Genomic DNA, 18232 nt, shown 5'->3' with positions numbered 1-18232 from the left:
GTGCCAGGGCCGACTCAGGGGGGGCTTGTCCTCTTTCGTCCCCGATCGGCGTCTGGGTTTGTGTCGGGCCGCCATCGAGGCACGGGCCTGGCAGTGGAGACGCCCATGACGATGTGGAACTCGGTGACCTGGCTCCTGGCCTGCGGCCTGGCCGCATCGACCTCGGCCCACGGCGCTGCGGCAGCGCCGACACCGGCACAGGCCGAGGCGGCTCAGTCCGGGGCCCTGCCCTGGGGGCCGCCGGTGCCGCGGGCCCTGCAGGCGTCGGCGCTGGCCCACCGCCAGCGGGTGCTGGCCCACTGCGTGCGCCTCCGGATGAACCAGGCTCGGTCGGTCGACGAGGCCACCCAGGCCTGCCTGCAGAGCCTGCCGTGGCCGCAACCGCGCCCGACCCATCGATGGGCGTCCCGCCCGATGCCCGACGGCACGGGGGTGGCGCAATGACCGCCCGCCAGCAGGCGGCGTCCGGTCCGGCCTCTGCAGCGGCCTGTGCCCTGCCGGCGCGCGAGCGCATCTGGACGCTCGACGTGCTGCGCGGCGTCGCCCTGATGGGCATCCTGATCATGAACATGCCGATGTTCAGCAGTTCCGGCTTCGCCGAGGCCGATGGCGCGCACCAGTGGCCAGGCGCCATCGACCAGGCGGCCGAGCAACTGCGCGACATGCTCTTCTCGGGCAAGTTCAACAGCATGTTCTCGATGCTGTTCGGGCTCGGATTCACGCTGCAGTACGCCCGCATGCGCGAGCGCGACCCGGCGCGCACCCCTGCCCTGTACCTTCGGCGCCTGGTCCTGCTCGCGCTGCTCGGCGCGCTGCACGCGGTGCTGTTGTGGACCGGCGATGTGCTGCACGTCTATGCCGTGCTGGGCATCGTGGCCTTGTTCGGGCTGGCGCGGATGGGAGACCGCGGCATCGTCGTGTTGATCGGGCTGTGCCTGCTGTATCCGCTGGCGGCCGGCCTGTTGCGGCTTCAGCTGGTCACGCCCGAGATCACCGCGATGCGCGTGGCCCAGGCACAGGCTTTCGAGGCCAGCAACAACGCGGCCTACGGTCACGGCAGCCTGGCCGACATGGTGGTCGAGAACGCCCGTGTGATGGCGTATGCCTACGGCAACCGCTGGTCGCTTTGGGGCAGCTTCGGCTGGTACGTGCAGATGCTGCTGACGATGCTCGTCGGCGTGCTCGCCGGGCGACGGCACTGGGCTGCGCGCATCCCGGAGCTCATGCCGCAGATCCGGCGCCTCATGTGGTGGGCCCTGGCGATCGGGCTGGCCTGCGGGGCAGGCTTCACCCTGATCTTCGAGTTGAACCGTGCCCCCGGCCCGTCGCCGATCAAGGTGCTGGGCGGGCTGTGCTACTGGTTCAGTCGGCTGTCGATGACGATCTTCTACGTGTTGCTGATCACGCGCATCGCCCACGGCCCGCGAGGCCCGCGCCTGCTCGCGCCCCTGGCGGCGGCGGGTCGCATGCCGCTCACCAACTACCTGATGCAGACGGTGCTGTGCCTGCTGATCTTCCAGGGCTGGGGCCTGGGCCTGTGGGGGCACGTGGGCCCGGCCGCCGGGGTGGCGCTCGCGCTGGCCATCTTCTTCGCGGTCCAGGTGCCATGGAGCCTGTGGTGGTTGGCGCGCCACGAGCGCGGCCCCTTGGAGGCCCTGTGGGCCGGATGGACCTATGGCCGGCCATCCGGCAGGGCAGCGCCGGCCGCCTTGATCCGCTGACAGGCCAAGGCCGTGGCGGCGCCCGGCGTGGCCGGTGCCGCCACGGCCCCAGGCTCAGCGCGTCGGGCTGCAGCTGGCGCTGCAGGCGTCGCTCTTGCTGCTGCCACAGGCCGCCTGGCATTGCAGATCCGGGTTCTCGGCCAACAGCAGCAGCAGGCCCTGCTGCGCCTGGGTGGACAGGTTGCAGATCTTGTTGGGGTAGGGCGTCGGCACTTTGCTCCACATGATGGAGATCCGCATGGCCCGGGTCGACGTGTCGATCGAGTCGCGCGGCAGGGTGGCAAAGGCACTCAGCGCGTCATCAAGGGCCTTGCAGATGGCAATGGCCTCGGGGCTTGTCGGTGTAGTGGCCCGGGCGCTGGGCACGGGGGTGAGGGGCAATGCACAGCCGCTGGCCGCGATCGCCAGGGCGAGCATCAGCCAGCGTCCGGGTGGGGCAAGGCGTGTCATGGATCGATGCATGGTTCCTCCGATGTGCGTTGTCTACAGTACCCAAGGGGCCGCGGCGGCCGGGTCGGCAGCCAGGGCGTTCACCATCGGCCGCCATGCCGAATCGGCAGGCAGCAGCTCCAGGTACTTCCGCGCTGCGTCGGCGGCGGCGGACGGCGCTGCACCCGGCAGGCGCGCCTCGGCCAGCGCGGCCTCGAGCGCATTGCGTCGCCGCAGCGGATGCGGTTCGGGCAGCGCGGCGGCGAGCAGCGACCGTGCCTCGGCATGGCGCGTGCGGGCGGTGGCGGCAGCACCGGCCTGGCGCTCCAGCGCCCCCAGCAGATCCAGCGCCAGTGCCAGGTCGACAGGCGCCACCGGATGCGCCGGATCGCTGCCCCGGTGCGCGGCCGGCACCGGGTCGAGCAGGGCGCGTGCCTCAGCGATGCGCCCGGCGCGCAGGGCCACCTCGCCTGAGATGCGCCGGGCGCGCAGCAACGACACGCTGCCGGGCGCCAGGCCCAGCCGGACCAGCCCGGTGCGCACGGCCTCCATGTCGGCCAGCGCCTCGGTGTGGCGGCCCAGCGCCGACAGGGCGCGCGCGCGGGCCTGGCGGGCGAACAGCCGCTCGCTGCCGGGCTCGTCGTCGCGCGCGGTGGCCAAGGCCTCGTCGGCGTTGATGAGGGCTTGCTCGAAGCGCCCGAGGGCGTACATCGACTGCGAGAGCAGCCTCCTCACCAGCGCGCCGAGGGGGGCACCACCCTCGGCGACCGACAGCACCTGCAGCGACGACACGGCGTCCTGGTGGCGGCCCAGATCGGCCAGGCTCAGGGCCTGGTTCAGGCGCAGGTGCTGCGCGTCGGCCGCACGCATCGGCACCTGCGCGGCCGTGGCCATGGCCTGATCGAGCGCCTCCGCGGCCTCGCGCAGGGCACCGGTGCTGCGCAGCATGATGGCCAGGTGCAGCCGGGCCATCGCCGATTCGGCGTGGCGCGGGCCGAACGCGGCGTCGTGCTCGCGCACCGCATGGCGGCCATTGACGACCATCGCGTCGGTGTCGCCGCGGGCGTTGGCCGACAGCATCCAGGCGCTGTAGGCGTAGGCCCGCGCCTTGGCGCAGCGGGCGCTGGTCGCGGGGCAGCCGGCCAGCGCCTGGCCCGCAAGGTCATCGGCCTCCTTCGACCGCTCGGCACTCGGGCTGACCAGCAGTTGCAGGGCCAGTTGCGCGCGGGCGATTTGCAAGGCGGGGTCGTCGCGCTCGGCGTGCCGTTCGAGCAGCGCCAGGCCTTCGCGCAGGATGGATTCCGCCTCGGCGGGCTGCTGGAAGCGGCGGAACAGCACGCCCAGCTCGACCAGCACCTGCGCGCGAAGGTCCGGCTGGCTGGCAAAGCCCAGCCGCGCGCGTGCCAGGGCGGCCTGGGCCATGCGGACACCGGTGACCTCTGCGCCGGTCTGCCCGTCCAGTGGCTCGGCGTCCTCGAACAGGTCGAACAGGAACTCGCGCGCCTGCGCCGCGCGGTCGGCCTGCACCCGGGTGCGGGTCTGCTGACTCGCATACAGCGCAGCACTGGAGCCCATCAATCCGAGCACCACGGCCGCCGCGCCCAGAGCGAGGCTGTGACGGCGGGCGAACAGCGCGGCGCGGTGCCATGGGGCCGCCGGCTCGGCGGTCACCGGGTGCCCCGACAGCACCCGGCGCAGGTCGTCGCCCAGTCGCTCGACCGAGCTGTAGCGCTCGTCGGGGTTGTCGCGCAGGGCCCGGCGCAGCACGGCCCGCAGGTCGCGGTCCAGCCCGGCGCGGCCGGCCTTCAGCTGGTCGGCCGGCGCATCGGGCAGGGTGCCGGTGAGCATCTCGTGCAGCACCACGCCGAGCGAGTAGATGTCGGCTGCAGTGCTCACCGGATCGCCCTGCCGCTGTTCGGGCGCGGCGTAGCGGGGCGTGTGCGTGCGCTGGCTGCCATCGCTCAGGCTGTTGGTCATCGGGCCGTCGATGTCCAGCAAACGGGCAATGCCGAAATCCAGCAGCTTGACCTGCCCCCCGTGGTCGACCAGCAGATTGGACGGCTTGATGTCGCGGTGCACCACCAGCAGGCGGTGGGCATGGGCCAGGGCGGCGCAGGTCTGCAGCATCAGGCCCAGGCGCTGCCGCAGATCGAGCCCCTCGCGATCGCAGTGGGCGATCAGGTTGACGCCCTGCACGCGCTCCATCACGAGATAGGGGCGGCCGAGCGCATCGATGCCGGCATCGTAGAGCCGTGCGATGTGCGGATGCTCCAGCAGCGCGCCGATCTGGCGCTCGCGCGCCATGCGGTCGGCCAGCCCGGGGTGGCGCGACAGGCGCGGCATCTTCACCGCCACCTCGCGTTCGAAGATGCCGTCGACGCGGTCGGCCAGCCACACCGCGCCCATGCCGCCGCGGCCGATCACCTGGCGCAGCCGGTAGGGCCCGACGCGCTCGCCTTCGGCCGCCTCGGCCGGGGTGCTGTCGCCTGCGTCGGCGGCCAGTCCGTCCAATTGGGGCAGCGTCGCCAGCAGACTGCCCTCGGTGTCGGCGCCCGACTGCGCCAGCATCCGACGCAGCGGTTCGACCAGGGCCTGCCGGGCCGCCGGCAGTGCCGCCAGCCAGGCCTCGCGTTCGTCCACGGGCAAGGCCAGCGCCTCGTCGAGCAGGCGGCTCAGGTCGCGGATCTGGTCGGCGGTCAAAGGCATGGGTGCAGGCAATGGTGCGGCGAGCTCGCCACTGCCCTGGGCCGGCAGCAGGCACGGCCTCGGCGGGATCGCACGGCCATGGCATGACAGACGCGATCCTGGCCGCAAAGCGGACACCCGTCGTCATTCGACTTCATGATGGGCGCGCCGGTGGCGGGGCCGCACCGACCCTCGCACGGCCTGGTCAGCGCCGTGCGGCCGGGCCGGATTCGCGCCCGTGCCTGGCGTGTTGCATGGGCCGACCGAACGCGAGCAGGGCCTCAGTGGGTGCGCAGCGCCACGACGATCACCAGGCTGTCGTGGGGCTGCAGCCGGTCGATGGTCAGGCACAGCGCATGGTCGAGGCCCATGCGCAGGCCGTGCATCGCATTGAGCCCATCGGGGTCGGACAGCGTGCAGCGGGGCGGCAGCGGCACGCGGACGACGGCACCCTGCATCACTTCGTCGCTGGTGTTTTCGACGACGATGGACAGCCCCCGCGCGGCAAGCTCGTCCGCGTCGAAGCCCTGACCGGCGATCTCGGCCCGGTCGGCCGTGGCGGCTGTCTGGTGCATGGTGGTGGTACTCCGGCGGTTGAAGCCCGCTGCACCCATCAGACGGGGTGCTCGCGCCAGACCGGACAAGCCCGGGCCCGTGGCGGACGGCCCATGCCGTCGGCCTGGGCGCTGCATCACACCGGCTCGGACACCTCGATCAGGTTCAGGTCCGGGTCGCGCAGGTAGACCGAGCGGATGCGGCCGGTGGCGCCGGTGCGCAGCACCGGACCTTCGACGATCGGCCAGCCGGCGGCGGCCAGGCGGGCCATCACCTCGGCCAGTGGCACGCTGGCGATGAAGCACAGGTCCAGCGCGCCGGGCACCGGCGTGTGCGCCTTGGGCTCGAATTCGCGGCCCTTGACGTGCAGGTTGATCTTCTGCGCGCCGAAGGCGAAGGCCTTGCGCTCCACCGGCGGCGTGCCACCGACGAAGGCGTCGAGCCGCATGCCGAGGACGCGGGTGTAGAAGTCGACGCACGCAGCCTCATCGGCGGTGGTGAGCACCAGGTGGTCGAGGTGGTCGATCATGGGCGCTGCGCCCTCAGTTCGTCCAGCACCGCGGCGGTGTCCTGCCCCAGCGCGGGCGCATTGCGGCGGTGGCCGCCGGGCGTGCGCGACAGCTTGGGCACGATGCCGGGCACGGTGAGCAGGCTGCCGTCGTCCATCGCCACCGTCTGCAGCATGCCGCGGGCCTGGTAGTGCGGGTCGTGGGCGATGTCGGCCACGGTGTAGATGCGGCCGCCGGGCACGGCGGCGGCGTCCAGCGCGGCCAGCACCTCGTCGACCGTGCGCGTGGCCGTCCAGGCGCCGATGGCGGCGTCGATCTCGTCGACGCGGGCGACGCGGCCGGTGTTGTCGGCCAGCGCCGGGTCGCGGCCCAGGTCGTCGCGGCCGATGGCCGCCATCAGCCGGCGGAAGATGCTGTCGCCGTTGCCGGCCACCAGCGCGTGGCCGTCGCGGCAGGCGTAGGCGTTGCTGGGCGCGATGCCCGGCAGCGCGCTGCCGGCCGGGCCGCGCACCGCGCCGAAGGCGCTGTACTCGGGCAGCAGGCTCTCCATGCAGTTGAAGACGGCCTCGTACAGCGCCACGTCGATCACCTGGCCGCGGCCGCTCCGGTGGCGTTCGTTCAGCGCCATCAGGATGCCGATCACGCCGTGCAGCGCGGCCAGCGTGTCGCCGATGCTCACGCCCACGCGCACGGGTGTGCGGCCGGGTTCGGCGCTGAGGTGGCGCAGGCCGCCCATGGCCTCGGCCACGACGCCGAAGCCGGGCTTGTCGCGGTAGGGCCCGGTCTGGCCGTAGCCGCTGATGCGCAGCACGATGAGCCTCGGATTGGCGGCCAGCAGGTCGTCCGGCGCCAGGCCGAAGCCCTCCATCGCGCCGGGGCGGAAGTTCTCGACCAGCACGTCGGCATCGGCGGCCAGTTGCCGCACCACGGCCTGGGCCTCGGGGTCTTTCAGGTCCAGCGCCACCGAGCGCTTGTTGCGCGACTGCACCTGCCACCACACCGAGGTGCCGTCCTTCAGCAGCCGCCACTTGCGCAGCGGGTCGCCGCCGTCGGGCGATTCGATCTTGATGACGTCGGCGCCGAAGTCGGCCAGCGTCTTGGCGGCGAAGGGGCCGGCGATGAGCTGCCCGAGTTCGATCACCTTGAGCCCGGCCAGCGGGCCGGCGCCCGCGGCGCCTGGGGGGAGGGGGGTGTCAGCCATGCCCCGCAGCATGCAGCGCGGCGCGGCGCGCGTCCATTGCCGATTGTGCGGGTGGACCTTTCGGGGTCGACGATGCAATGGGCCGGCGGGTCCGTTGGCCGGCGCCGTCACGCCACCGACAGGCTCACCTGGATCTGGTCGCGGCCCTCGCGCTTGGCGCGGTACAGCGCCTGGTCGGCGCGGGTCAGCGTGTCGTCCAGCGTCTCGTGGGGGCCGACCATCGCCACGCCGATGCTCACCGTCACCGGCTCGGCGATGCCCAGCCCGTCCGACCAGGGCGTGTCGGCGATCGCGCACCGCAGCCGTTCGGCCACGCGGCGCGCCGCGGGCAGGTCCTCGATGGGCATCACGGCGACGAACTCCTCGCCGCCATAGCGCGCCAGCAGCGCGTCCGGCCGCAGCTGCGAATGCAGCTCCAGCGCGGCCACCTGCAGCACCGCGTCGCCGCGCGCGTGGCCGTAGGTGTCGTTGATGGTCTTGAAGCGGTCGAGGTCCAGCATCATCACGGCCACGTCGTGGCGGCGCTGCCGGTGCTGTTCGATCAGCGGGGGCGCCAGTTCGCGCAGCGCGCGGCGGGTCATGCTGCCGGTGAGTTCGTCGGTGATGGCCAGCGTGCGCAGTTGCTGGCGCAGCCGGGTGTTGACCAGGCCGAGCAGCAGCGTGGCCACGATCATCGGCAACACGCCATAGAGCACGCCGAAGGCCGAGCGCATCGGCTCGGGCGCGTAGAGCAGGTCGAGGCGCGCGGGTCCGGTGTCGCCCAGCGTGACACCCAGCCGCAGCCAGCCCGACAGGGCCATCGCCGCGAGGGCAGCGCCGAGCGCGCGCTCGGTGCTGTCGCGCGGGCTGGTGATGAAGCCGCGCGTGAGCCAGGCCGTCAGCGAGCCCGCGGCCGCCAGCGAGGCCGCGTAGGCGAGGCCGAACAGCCGGTCATCTGCCGCCATCGTGGCGGCCGTCACCACGGCGAAGCCGGCGGTCAACGCGCCCGTCCAGACTGCCGACAGCCTGCGGCCCTGCAACTGGCCCAGCCCCCCGGCGATCAGCACCAGCCCGGCCAGGCTGCCGAACGTGAGCGTGAACTGCGCCAAGGGGTGGCGCAGGCCGTCGCCCAGCAGGGTCACGAGCAGCGACAGGCCCAGTGTGACGAAGCCCCAGCCGCACCGTTGCAAGGCCGCCTGCGTGCGCGGCTCGTTGGCTTCGGCCATGCGCAGCATCGCTGCACCGACCAGCGAGCCGGCGCCGCAGACCACGTAGCCACTGAGAACGTCGACGTGCAGCATGTGCCATGGCCCTGGACGGGCCACCTTCGCCGGGTTGTCGGCCTGCCGCCACCAGGGCTTGAGGCCGTGCGCCCTGGCGCGGGGCGTGCAGCCGGTCACAATGCCCCGACCTGCCACCTTTTTCGTCGGCGCCCTGCGCCGGCCCGCGCCATGAACCGCCCCAGTGACATCGGTCTCGTCGGCCTGGCCGTGATGGGCCAGAACCTGGTGCTCAACATGGCAAGCCGCGGCTTCCAGGTGAGCGTGTTCAACCGCACCCCCGAGGTCACCGACGCCTTCGTCGCCGCGCACCCCGGCCAGCACCTGGCCGGCTTCCATGCGCTGGACGACTTCGTGCGCAGCCTGGCGCGGCCGCGCAAGGTGATGCTGATGGTGAAGGCCGGCGCGGCGGTCGACGCGGTGATCGGGCAACTGGTGCCCTTGCTCGAGGCCGGCGACATCGTCATCGACGGCGGCAACAGCCTGTACACCGACACCGAGCGGCGCGACGCGCAACTGGCGGCGCTGGGCCTGCGCTTCGTCGGCGCTGGCGTCTCGGGCGGCGAGGAGGGCGCGCGCAAGGGCCCGGCCATCATGCCCGGCGGGCCTGACAGCACCTGGGACGAACTGCGGCCGATCTTCGAGGCCATCGCCGCGCGCGTCGACGGCGCGCCCTGCGTGCGCCACATCGGCCCGGGCGGCGCCGGCCACTACGTGAAGATGATCCACAACGGCATCGAGTACGGTGACATGCAGCTCATCTGCGAGGCCTACAGCCTGCTGAAGGCGGCGGGCCTGTCCACCGACGAGATGGCCGCGGTGTTCGACCGCTGGAACGAGGGCGAGCTGCAGAGCTACCTGATCCAGATCACCGGCCGGGCGCTGGCGCAGAAGGACCCGCAGACCGGCCTGCCCGTCGTCGACCTCATCCTCGACAAGGCCGGGCAGAAGGGCACTGGCCAGTGGACGCTGGTCAACGCCGCCGAGCAGGCGGTGGTGGTGAGCACCATCAACGCCGCCGTGGAGGCGCGCGTGCTGTCGTCGCAGAAGGCGCTGCGCGTGGCGGCCAGCACGCAGCTGCAGGGCCCGCTGCCGGCGATCGGCGGCGACCGCGCGGCGCTGGTGGCGCAGGTGCACGACGCGCTGTACGCGTCGAAGATCGTCAGCTACGCCCAGGGCTTGACGCTGATGCGCAGCATGAGCGATCGCCAGGGCTGGGCGCTCGACCTCGGCGGCATCGCGTCGATCTGGCGCGGCGGCTGCATCATCCGCGCGCGCTTCCTGAACCGCATCACCGAGGCCTGCAGCGCCGACCCCGGCCTGCAGAACCTGATGCTCGCGCCCTTCTTCCGCGAGGTGCTCAACCGCAGCCAGGCGTCGTGGCGTGCGGTGGTGGCGCTGGCCGTGACGCAGGGCGTGCCGGTGCCGGCCTTCAGCGCGTCGCTGGCCTACTACGACAGCCTGCGCACCGCGCGCCTGCCGGCCAACCTGCTGCAGGCGCAGCGCGACTTCTTCGGCGCCCACACCTACGAGCGCATCGACCGGCCCGCGGGCGAGTGGTTCCACACCGTGTGGCCCGAGGTGATCTGATCGGCCCCTCGCGTGCTCCGCGCCGCCCGGCCCGCGCCCGCACTGCTGGCAGTGGTGTCGTTCAGACTGTTCAGGTGTCGGCATGCGACGATGCCTTCATGAGGCGCTCATTTGACGTGGTGCTCTTTGGCGCCACGGGCTTCACCGGGCAGCTGGTGGCCGAAGCGCTGCTGGCCCGCAGCGGCGAGGGCCTGGCCTGGGCGTTGGCCGGCCGCAGCCTGCAGCGCCTGGCGGCGGTGCGCGACCGCATCGGCGCGCCGGCCGGGCTGCCGCTGATCGCCGCCGATGCCACCGACCCGGCCGCGCTGGCCGAACTCGCGGGCCGGGCCCGGGTGGTCATCAGCACCGTCGGGCCCTATCAGAAACATGGCGCGGCCATCGTCACCGCCTGCGCCCGGGCCGGCACCGACTATGTCGACCTCTGCGGCGAACCGGCGTGGATGGCGCAGATGATCGGCCGCCTGCAGGCGCCGGCGCGGGCCAATGGTGCCCGCATCGTGTTCTCGTGCGGGTTCGACTCCATCCCCTTCGACCTGGGCGTGGTGGTGCTGCAGCACGCTTCACGTCGCCGCTTCGGCCGGCCGCTGGTGCAGGTGCGCGGGCGGGTGCAGATGCTGCGCGGCGGGCTGTCGGGTGGCACCGCCGCCAGTGCGCTGGCCACCTTCGAGGCCGCCGCACGCAGCCCCCGCGTGGCCCGCGCGATGGCCGACCCCTTCGCGCTGACGCCCGGCTTCAGTGGCCCGCCGCAGCCCGATGGCCAGGGGGCGGTGTGGGACGACTGGGCGCAGGCCTGGGCCGGCCCCTTCGTGATGGCCACCATCAACACCAAGAACGTGCACCGCACCAACGCGCTGCGCGGCCACCCCTGGGGCCGCGACTTCGTCTACGACGAGCGCCAGCTCACCGGAGACGGTGCGGCCGGGCACCGCCGGGCGCTGGCGCTGGCCGGTCTGACGCGGGTGCAGGGCGCGCTGCTGGGCTTTGCGCCGACGCGTGCGCTGCTGCGCCGCCTGGCCCTGCCGCAGCCCGGCAGCGGGCCCAGTGCCGCGCAGCGCGAGCGGGGCGGCTTCGAACTGCGCTTCACCGGTCAGACGGCCGATGGCCGCCGCCTGCAGGCCACGGTGAGCGGCCACCGCGACCCGGGCTACGGTGCCACCTCGCGCATGGTCACCGAGAGCGCGCTGTGCCTGCTGCACGACATCGACCACCACGCCACCGGCGGCGGCGTCTGGACCCCCGGCGCTGCGATGGGCTTGCCGCTGGTGCGGCGGCTGGAGGCCCATGCCGGGCTGCGCTTCACGGTGGACGGCTGACCGGCCCGGCGGCCGCTATCCTCGCGCCCACGCCCACGCCCACGCCCACGCCCCGAGCACCATGGCCATCGACATCGTTCCCATCGCCGAAGCGCACATCGAAGGCTTCCACGCCTGCCTCGACACGGTGGCCCGCGAGCGGCGCTACCTGGCGCAGATCGAGGCGCCACCGATGGAGCGCGTGCGCGACTTCGTGCGTGATGGCCTGGCGGCCGACGTGGCGCAGTTCGTCGTGCTCGACGGCGGTCGCGTGGTGGGTTGGTGCGACATCTTCCCGTCGTGGGCGCATGCGCTGGCGCACACCGGCTCGCTGGGCATGGGCCTGCTGCCCAGCCACCGTGGCCAGGGCCTGGGCGAACGGCTGCTGCGCGCCTGCCTGGCCAGGGCGCGGGCGCGCGGCCTCGAACGCGTGGTGCTGGAGGCGCGGGCCGACAACGCGCGCGCGCTGCGGCTGTACGAGCGCGTGGGCTTCGTGCGCGTGTCGGTGGAACACCGGGCGATGCGCTTCGACGGTGTCGACCACGACTCGGTGCGCATGGTCTGGCTGGCCCCCGATCCCACGGCCCGCGCCGCGCCGGCCAGCGACCAAGCCGCACCGTGGCGCCTGCGCGCCGCCACGTCGGCCGATGCGCGCTGCCTGGCGGTGCTGGCGCAGCAGGTGTTCCTCGACACCTATGCCACGCAGGGCGTCCGCCCGCCGATCGCCGACGAGGCGCTGTCGGCCTTCGCGCCCGACACCCTGGCCGCGTTGATCGGCCGCACCGGCACCGAGCTGATCGTGGCCGAGCGCGACGGCCACCTGCTGGGCTTCGCGCAGGTGAGCCTGGGGGTGGCGCAGGCCATGGTGCCGGGCGGCCTGCCAGCCACGGCGCAGGCCGAGCTCGACCGGCTGTACGTGCAGGAGCGGTTCACCGGCCAGCACCTCGGCACGCGGCTGCTCGCCGAGGCCGAGCGGCGGGCCGCCGCGCGCGGGGCGCGGGTGCTGTGGCTCACGCCCTGGGTGCACAACGCGCGTGCGCTGGCCTTCTATCGCCGTCGCGGCTACGTCGACCACGGCGCCACGGTGTTTCGCCTGGGCGACGAGTCGCACGAGAACCGCGTGCTGGCCAGGGTGCTGGACTGACCCTGCCGCCGGGCGCGGACGTGGCGGCGGCCACGTGCCGGCCCGGCCCCTGCCGGGCTCAGTTGCTCAGCAGCAGTTCCAGGATGATGCCGGTGGTGATGGCCACCAGCAGGTAGTCGCCGCCGGCCTGCACCCAGTGGTAGCCGCGCGGCGGCGCATTCAGGCGGTGGCCGCGCCAGTCGTCGACCACGTAGTAGCGGTTGTTGTACTGCGGGGGCAGGCGGCCGCCGCGGTAGTAGCTTCCGTCGCGCCCGCGGCCGGGGTCGGCCCAGCGATAGTTGGCGCCCGGTCCCATGCCGCGGTCGGCCCAGCGCCCGTCGCGGCCTGGCCCGTCGAAGCGGTCTGCCCGTCGCCCGTCGCGGCCCTGGCCATCGAAGCGGCCCTCCCAGCGGCCCCCGGAGGCGGGTGGCACGCCGCGGTCGTCGCGGCGCTGCCAGCCGTTGCCGCGGTCGCCCGGCTGGGGGCGGTCCGGGCGGTTGGCGTTGTCGTTGCGGCGATCCTGAGGGCCGTTGCCGCGCGATTGCTCGCCGCGGCCTCGGTCGTCGCGCCCTGGGCGATCGTCCCGCCCCTGGGGCTGCGCGAACGCCAGGCCGGCAGCCGCCACGGTCAGTGCGACGGCGGCGGACAGTGTGCGTGTGAAGGCCATGGGGTGCTCCTTGTGTGGCGGTGGTGCACCGCGCGATGCGGGCACTCGCCGAGCCTCCAAGGTAGTGCGCCGGGGGCTGTGGCGTCGGTGCGCTGGCGAACGTGGCGCCTTGGCCCGGCAGCGCGGGGTCAGCGCCGCGTGGCCAGCCAGATGCCCGGCAGGATCATCAGCGCGCCCAGGCCGTGGAAGGCCTCGATGCGCTCGCCCAGCACCGCCCAGCCGATCAGCGCGCTGTACAGCGGCCCCAGGTACAGCACCATCGACACCCGCGCCGCGCCCAGTGCGCGCTGCATCATCGAGAAGGCGCCGTAGGCCCCGGCCCCGGGCAGCAGCGCGGTGGCCAGCACCAGGCCGGCGCTCTTCCACGACAGCTCGGTGGGCAGCCAGGCCAGCGCCTCCCACAGCGTGAAGGGCAGCAGCACCACCACGCCGGCCGCGGCCACCAGCGTCAGCCGCGCCAGCGGCCCGAAGGCCGAGGGCCACGCGCGCAGCAGCAGCGAATAGGCCGTCCAGCAGGCCACCGCGATGGCGATCCAGGCATCGCCGGGGTTGATGCGCAGCTGCCCCAGCGCCGCCCATTCGCCCTTCACCAGGATGTGCGCCACGCCGGCCAGTGCCAGCGCCACGCCCACCAGTTGCCGCGGCCCCAGCCGCTCGTGCAACCACAGCGCCGAAGCCAGCGCCACCAGCACCGGCGACACCGAGTACAGCAGCCCGATGTTGATGGCCGTGGTGCTGCGCCCGCCGATGTAGACGAAGGCGCCGCACACCCACATGCCCAGCGCGCCGAGCACCAGCAACTGCTTCCATTCGGCGGCGATGTGCCGGCGCTTGGCGACCAGTTCGTGCCGGCAGAACAGCGCCAGCACCAGCGCGGCCACCGCCCAGCGGCCCAGGGCCAGCGCATGCGGCGCGATCACCCCCGGCGCCCAGCGCGCGGCGAGGTAGTTGACGCTCCACAGTGCCGGCGTGATGAAGATCAGCATCTGGGCCGTCCGCACCTGGGCGGCGGACACGGTGGGGTGGGCGTCGGCGTCGGCGGCGGGCATCGCGGCATTGTCCGCGGGCCCGGAAGTGGCCCGCGTGGGGCCCGCTCAGACCAGGCCGATGGCCCGCACCGCCAGCGCGAACGGCCCGGCCTGGCGGTCGGCCGTCATCAGGCCGATCTGGCGCAGTTGCGCCGGGTCCAGCGGCGCCGCGCCGGGCACCGGCCGGCCGCGCCAGGTGGCGGCGAAGGCCGACAACGGCAGGCGCAGCGTGGTCCAGGTGCCCAACGGCGGGTCGAACTGGGCCTGGTGGTTGACGCCGTCGAAGCCGTCGTCGGTGCGCAGGTTCAGCTTGTAGCGGCGCCCGTCGCCGCACAGCTCGATCACGCAGGCCTGCGCGCCGGCCAGCCCCAGCGGCAGCGGCCGGGTGCGCACCGAGGCAAAGCCGCCGCCGTGGCGCAGCGACACCTCGCCCTCGAACACCGCGTGCCCGGCCGGGTCGGCCCGCAACCGGCTGGTTGAGCAGCCGCCCATCACGGCGTCGTCGATCGGCGACCAGTCGGCCACCGAGGCGGGCGTGTCGAAGCGGAACAGGGTCAGGCGCATGCGTCGATCATCACAGCTCTGCAACACCCTTCACGCGCCGGGGCATCGCCAGCGCCTGTGCCACCGGCTCGACTGCACGGCCGTGGAAGTGGTCGAGCAGACCCGTCCACTGCGCCCGCACCGTGGCCACGCTGGCCAGCTTGACATGGCCGTAGCCGCGCACGCCCTCGGGCAGACGCGCCAGGCGCAGGGCAGGCTCGAGGCGGTCTGGCCGCAGGTGGGCCAGCACCTCGTCGAGCAGGGCTTCGTAGTCGGCCAGCAACTGCCGCTCCATCCTGCGCTCGGCGGTGTGGCCGAAGACGTCGAGCACGCCGCCGCGCAGCCGCTTGCCATGGGCCAGCCACGCCATCGCGCGCAGCGCCCAGGCGCCGAACTCGATCTTGCGCGGATGGCCGTCGGGGCCGCGGCGAGCCAGCAGCGGCGGGGCCAGGTGCACGCTCACGCGCTCATACCCTTCGAACTGCGCGTCCAGTGCCGCCTGGAAGCCGCCGTCGCTGTACAGCCGCGCCACCTCGTACTCGTCCTTCACCGCCATCAGCTTGGCCAGGCCCTGCGCCACCGCGCGGGTCAGGCGCAGCGGCCGGCCGGCCTCGCCCAGCGACAGCTCGGCCGCGCGCACGCGCTCGACGCGGTCTCGGTAGCGGCCGGCCCAGGCGGCGTCCTGGTAGGCGGTGAGGAAGGCCACGCGGCGAGCCAGCAGGCCGTCGGGCCCATCGAGCGGCTCGACCGAAGGCACAGGCACCCGGGCCTGGCCGGCGCCGCCCAGGCGGCGCAGCGCGTCGGGCGCGGCCATCGCCAGCCGCCCCAGCGTGAAGGCGGTCTGGTTGGCCTGCACCGCCACGCCGTTGAGTTCGATCGCGCGCATCAGCGCCGCATGGCTCAGCGGCACCAGCCCGCGCTGCCAGCAGGCGCCCAGCATCACGATGTTCGACGGCAGCGTGTCGCCCATCAGTGCCTGCGCGATGGCCTGGACATCGAGCGTGGCCAGCAGCGCGTCGTTGCCCACCGCGTGCCTCATCTTGGCCAGCAGCGCCGCGGCGTGCAGCGTGGCGTCGGGCTGGCGCACGAAGGTGGCGGTGGGCACCTCGTGCGTGTTGGCCAGGATCACGGTGCGGCCGGGCTTCACGGTGCCCAGCGCGTCGGGCGAGGCGCCCACCACCAGGTCGCAGGCCAGCAGCACGTCGGCCTGCTGGGTGTCGATGCGCACCTGGTTCAGCAGGTCGGCCGTCGGCGCCAGCCGCACGAAGCTGAGCACCGAGCCGCCCTTCTGCGCAAAGCCCATGAAGTCGAGCACCGAGGCCTGCTTGCCCTCAAGGTGAGCGGCCATTGCCACCAGCGCGCCGATGGTCACCACGCCGGTGCCGCCGACGCCGGTGACCAGCAGGTCGAACGGGCCGGTCCAGGCCCAGGCCGGCGGTGGCGGCAGCGCATCGGCCTCGCGCGCCAGGTCGGCCGCGTCGAAGCCGCCGGCCGCGCGGCGCTTCAGCCGCCCGCCGTGCACCGAGACGAAGCTGGGGCAGAAGCCGTCGACGCACGAGTAGTCCTTGTTGCACGAGCTCTGCTCGATCTGGCGCTTGCGGCCCCAGTCGGTCTCCACCGGCACCACGCTGAGGCAGTTGCTGGCCTGGCCGCAATCGCCACAGCCTTCGCACACCGCCTGGTTGATGAACAGGCGCCGCGGCGGATCGTCCAGCTCCTTCTTCTTGCGGCGGCGGCGCTTCTCGGCGGCGCAGGTTTGCTCGTAGATCAGCACGGTGACGCCGTCCACCTCGCGCAGCCGGCGCTGCACCGCGTCGAGTTCGCTGCGGTCGTGGAAGGTGGTGGCCGGCGGGAACTGGCCCTGCTGCCCGCGGTACTTGCCGATGTCGTCGGAGACGATGGCCAGCTGGCGCACGCCCTCGGCCTCCACCTGCCGCGCGATCTGCGGCACGCTGGTGCTGCCGTCCACCGGCTGGCCGCCGGTCATCGCCACCGCGTCGTTGTAGAGGATCTTGTAGGTGAGCGTGGCCTTCGCCGCCACGGCCTGCCGGATGGCCAGCAGGCCCGAGTGGAAGTAGGTGCCGTCGCCCAGGTTCTGGAACACATGCCGCTCGGTGGAAAAGCGCGACTGCGCCGCCCAGTCGACGCCCTCGGCACCCATCTGGATCAGGCCCGAGGTGCCGCGCTCCATCCAGCTGGCCATGAAGTGGCAGCCGATGCCGGCCTGCGCGCGCGAGCCCTCGGGCAGCCGCGTGCTGGTGTTGTGGGGGCAGCCCGAGCAGAAGTAGGGTTGGCGGCGCACGCCGTCGGCCTCGTTGTGCAGCAGCGCGGGCTCGAGAAAGTCCACCACCAGGTGGCGGCGGTCGAGCGCCGGGTTCAGCCGCGCCAGCCAGTCGGCCACCGTGGCCATGATGCGCGAGGGCCGCAGTTCGCCGAGTGACGACAACACGGCGCGGCCATGCTCGTCGGTCTTGCCCACCACGCGGGGGCGCTGCGCGTCGGGCCGGTGGTACAGCAGTTCCTTGATCTGGCGCTCGACGACGGGGGCCTTCTCCTCGATCACCAGCAGGTCGGTCAGGCCCTGCGCGAACGCGACGATGCGCGTGGGCTCGAGCGGAAACACCAGCCCCACCTTGTACACGCGCACGCCGGCGGCGGCCAGCGCGTTGGGGTCGAGGTCGAGCCGGCGCAGCACCTCCATGAAGTCGTAGTGCGCCTTGCCGACGGTGACGATGCCCAGCGTGGCGCGCGGGCTGGCGACGATGTGCTTGTCGATCGCGTTCACCTGCGCGAAGGCCCGCACCGCGTCGAGCTTGTGGGCCAGGCGCACTTCCAACTCGAGCGAAGGCAGGTCCACCGTGCGGATGTGCAGGTTCACGCCCGGCGCGGGGTCCACCGGCAGCTCCAGGTGGTGTGGCACCGTGTCCAGGTCCACCGTCATGCCCGACTCGACCACCTCGCTGATCGCCTTGAAGCCGACCCAGGCGCCCGAGAAGCGGCTGAGCGCCCAGCCGTACAGGCCGAACTCCAGGTACTCGGCCACGTTGGCCGGGTGCACCAGCGGCATGCTCCAGGCCTGCAGCGCGCCGTCGCTCTGGTGCGGCGTGCTCGACGAGACGCAGCCGTGGTCGTCGCCGCACACCACCAGCACGCCGCCCAGCGGCGACGAACCGTAGACGTTGCCGTGCTTCAGCGCGTCGCCCGAGCGGTCGACACCCGGCCCCTTGCCGTACCACATCGCATACACGCCATCCACCGTGCGCTTGGGGTCCAGCCCCACGCGCTGCACGCCCAGGCAGGCGGTGGCGGCCAGGTCTTCGTTGATGGCCGGCAGGAACTGCACGCCGGCGGCATCGAGCAGCGGCTTGGCCTTCCACAACTGCTGGTCGACCATGCCCAGCGGGCTGCCGCGGTAGCCGGAGACGAAGCCGGCGGTCTTCAGCCCCGCGTGGTCGTCCACCGCGCGCTGCGCCAGCAGCAGCCGCACCAGCGCCTGCGTGCCGGTGAGGAACACCGCGCCGGTGGTGGCCGACAGGTTGTCGGCCAGGCGGTAGTCGCGCAGGGCGGGGGCGGGCTGGAGTGATGGCATGTCGATCTCCCGGTGGGGCGTCGGATGCGCGAGATTCTTGG

At 73.1% G+C, this 18232-nt stretch carries 15 protein-coding genes; 5 read left to right on the top strand and 10 right to left on the bottom strand.

Annotation, left to right across the window (positions count from 1 at the left end):
* The first annotated feature begins 105 nt into the window (after positions 1-105).
* Positions 106-444 (top strand): hypothetical protein, encoded by a 339-nt coding sequence (locus EOINJALH_RS22760; RefSeq protein WP_088284405.1) that lies wholly within the window; start codon positions 106-108, stop codon positions 442-444.
* Positions 441-1721 (top strand): DUF418 domain-containing protein, encoded by a 1281-nt coding sequence (locus EOINJALH_RS22755; protein ID WP_158219855.1) that lies wholly within the window; start codon positions 441-443, stop codon positions 1719-1721. The genes EOINJALH_RS22760 and EOINJALH_RS22755 overlap by 4 nt, the downstream gene beginning before the upstream one ends.
* 54 nt (positions 1722-1775) lie before the next feature.
* Here EOINJALH_RS22755 and EOINJALH_RS22750 read toward each other — a convergent pair whose 3' ends face one another.
* The 6 genes from EOINJALH_RS22750 to EOINJALH_RS22725 all read right to left on the bottom strand — a co-directional run bounded on the left by EOINJALH_RS22750 (position 1776) and on the right by EOINJALH_RS22725 (position 8380).
* Positions 1776-2171 (bottom strand): hypothetical protein, encoded by a 396-nt coding sequence (locus EOINJALH_RS22750; protein WP_144290135.1) that lies wholly within the window; start codon positions 2169-2171, stop codon positions 1776-1778.
* Positions 2172-2204: 33 nt separating this feature from the next.
* Positions 2205-4856, bottom strand: a complete 2652-nt coding sequence (locus EOINJALH_RS22745; protein ID WP_088284399.1) for a serine/threonine-protein kinase — start codon at positions 4854-4856, stop codon at positions 2205-2207.
* Positions 4857-5116: 260 nt separating this feature from the next.
* The gene (locus EOINJALH_RS22740) at positions 5117-5410 is read right to left on the bottom strand and encodes a hypothetical protein (RefSeq protein WP_088284397.1); all 294 of its coding nucleotides are present in this window, start codon (positions 5408-5410) and stop codon (positions 5117-5119) included.
* A 116-nt stretch (positions 5411-5526) separates the two neighbouring features.
* Positions 5527-5919, bottom strand: coding sequence for a VOC family protein (locus EOINJALH_RS22735; protein WP_088284395.1), 393 nt, complete (start codon positions 5917-5919; stop codon positions 5527-5529).
* Entirely contained in the window at positions 5916-7100 is a 1185-nt protein-coding gene (locus EOINJALH_RS22730; RefSeq protein WP_088284512.1) for a CaiB/BaiF CoA-transferase family protein, read from the bottom strand. The genes EOINJALH_RS22735 and EOINJALH_RS22730 overlap by 4 nt, the downstream gene beginning before the upstream one ends.
* A 107-nt stretch (positions 7101-7207) precedes the next feature.
* Positions 7208-8380 carry a diguanylate cyclase gene (locus EOINJALH_RS22725; protein ID WP_088284393.1) on the bottom strand — a complete coding sequence of 391 codons (1173 nt, stop codon included), beginning with the start codon at positions 8378-8380 and terminating at the stop codon, positions 7208-7210.
* Positions 8381-8530: 150 nt separating this feature from the next.
* Between EOINJALH_RS22725 and gnd the strand changes: the two genes are divergently transcribed.
* The 3 genes from gnd to EOINJALH_RS32265 all read left to right on the top strand — a co-directional run bounded on the left by gnd (position 8531) and on the right by EOINJALH_RS32265 (position 12385).
* Positions 8531-9949, top strand: coding sequence for a decarboxylating NADP(+)-dependent phosphogluconate dehydrogenase (gene gnd, locus EOINJALH_RS22720; protein ID WP_088284391.1), 1419 nt, complete (start codon positions 8531-8533; stop codon positions 9947-9949).
* A 98-nt stretch (positions 9950-10047) separates the two neighbouring features.
* Positions 10048-11262, top strand: coding sequence for a trans-acting enoyl reductase family protein (locus tag EOINJALH_RS22715; protein WP_088284510.1), 1215 nt, complete (start codon positions 10048-10050; stop codon positions 11260-11262).
* 61 nt (positions 11263-11323) lie between these two features.
* Positions 11324-12385, top strand: a complete 1062-nt coding sequence (locus EOINJALH_RS32265) for a GNAT family N-acetyltransferase (RefSeq protein ID WP_199873456.1) — start codon at positions 11324-11326, stop codon at positions 12383-12385.
* A gap of 58 nt (positions 12386-12443) precedes the next feature.
* On the opposite strand, the gene EOINJALH_RS22705 is transcribed toward EOINJALH_RS32265, so the two are convergent.
* The 4 genes from EOINJALH_RS22705 to EOINJALH_RS22690 form a co-directional block, all read right to left on the bottom strand.
* The gene (locus tag EOINJALH_RS22705; RefSeq protein ID WP_088284390.1) at positions 12444-13031 is read right to left on the bottom strand and encodes an RcnB family protein; all 588 of its coding nucleotides are present in this window, start codon (positions 13029-13031) and stop codon (positions 12444-12446) included.
* 128 nt (positions 13032-13159) lie between these two features.
* Entirely contained in the window at positions 13160-14080 is a 921-nt protein-coding gene (locus EOINJALH_RS22700) for a DMT family transporter (RefSeq protein WP_088284388.1), read from the bottom strand.
* A 45-nt stretch (positions 14081-14125) separates the two neighbouring features.
* Complete coding sequence (locus EOINJALH_RS22695; RefSeq protein WP_088284386.1) at positions 14126-14623, bottom strand: CIA30 family protein; 498 nt, start codon at positions 14621-14623, stop codon at positions 14126-14128.
* Positions 14624-14633: 10 nt separating this feature from the next.
* Positions 14634-18191 (bottom strand): indolepyruvate ferredoxin oxidoreductase family protein, encoded by a 3558-nt coding sequence (locus tag EOINJALH_RS22690; protein WP_088284384.1) that lies wholly within the window; start codon positions 18189-18191, stop codon positions 14634-14636.
* Positions 18192-18232 lie beyond the last annotated feature (41 nt).

The sequence above is a fragment of the Ideonella sp. A 288 genome (assembly GCF_002198735.1).
Taxonomy (GTDB): Bacteria; Pseudomonadota; Gammaproteobacteria; order Burkholderiales; family Burkholderiaceae_C; genus Pseudaquabacterium.
The sequence above is the reverse complement of the archived record's forward strand: the minus strand, read 5'-3'. Positions and strand labels throughout refer to the sequence as shown.

What these genes read in the sequence shown, in the direction of transcription:
- gnd (WP_088284391.1), top strand. Translation starts at nt 8,531, where the DNA reads ATGAACCGCCCCAGTGACATCGGTCTCGTCGGCCTGGCCGTGATGGGC.
- EOINJALH_RS22700 (WP_088284388.1), bottom strand. Translation starts at nt 14,080, where the DNA reads ATGCCCGCCGCCGACGCCGACGCCCACCCCACCGTGTCCGCCGCCCAG.
- EOINJALH_RS22760 (WP_088284405.1), top strand. Translation starts at nt 106, where the DNA reads ATGACGATGTGGAACTCGGTGACCTGGCTCCTGGCCTGCGGCCTGGCC.
- EOINJALH_RS22725 (WP_088284393.1), bottom strand. Translation starts at nt 8,380, where the DNA reads ATGCTGCACGTCGACGTTCTCAGTGGCTACGTGGTCTGCGGCGCCGGC.
- EOINJALH_RS22750 (WP_144290135.1), bottom strand. Translation starts at nt 2,171, where the DNA reads ATGACACGCCTTGCCCCACCCGGACGCTGGCTGATGCTCGCCCTGGCG.
- EOINJALH_RS22690 (WP_088284384.1), bottom strand. Translation starts at nt 18,191, where the DNA reads ATGCCATCACTCCAGCCCGCCCCCGCCCTGCGCGACTACCGCCTGGCC.
- EOINJALH_RS22755 (WP_158219855.1), top strand. Translation starts at nt 441, where the DNA reads ATGACCGCCCGCCAGCAGGCGGCGTCCGGTCCGGCCTCTGCAGCGGCC.
- EOINJALH_RS22740 (WP_088284397.1), bottom strand. Translation starts at nt 5,410, where the DNA reads ATGCACCAGACAGCCGCCACGGCCGACCGGGCCGAGATCGCCGGTCAG.
- EOINJALH_RS22705 (WP_088284390.1), bottom strand. Translation starts at nt 13,031, where the DNA reads ATGGCCTTCACACGCACACTGTCCGCCGCCGTCGCACTGACCGTGGCG.
- EOINJALH_RS22695 (WP_088284386.1), bottom strand. Translation starts at nt 14,623, where the DNA reads ATGCGCCTGACCCTGTTCCGCTTCGACACGCCCGCCTCGGTGGCCGAC.
- EOINJALH_RS22715 (WP_088284510.1), top strand. Translation starts at nt 10,048, where the DNA reads ATGAGGCGCTCATTTGACGTGGTGCTCTTTGGCGCCACGGGCTTCACC.
- EOINJALH_RS22745 (WP_088284399.1), bottom strand. Translation starts at nt 4,856, where the DNA reads ATGCCTTTGACCGCCGACCAGATCCGCGACCTGAGCCGCCTGCTCGAC.
- EOINJALH_RS22735 (WP_088284395.1), bottom strand. Translation starts at nt 5,919, where the DNA reads ATGATCGACCACCTCGACCACCTGGTGCTCACCACCGCCGATGAGGCT.
- EOINJALH_RS32265 (WP_199873456.1), top strand. Translation starts at nt 11,324, where the DNA reads ATGGCCATCGACATCGTTCCCATCGCCGAAGCGCACATCGAAGGCTTC.
- EOINJALH_RS22730 (WP_088284512.1), bottom strand. Translation starts at nt 7,100, where the DNA reads ATGGCTGACACCCCCCTCCCCCCAGGCGCCGCGGGCGCCGGCCCGCTG.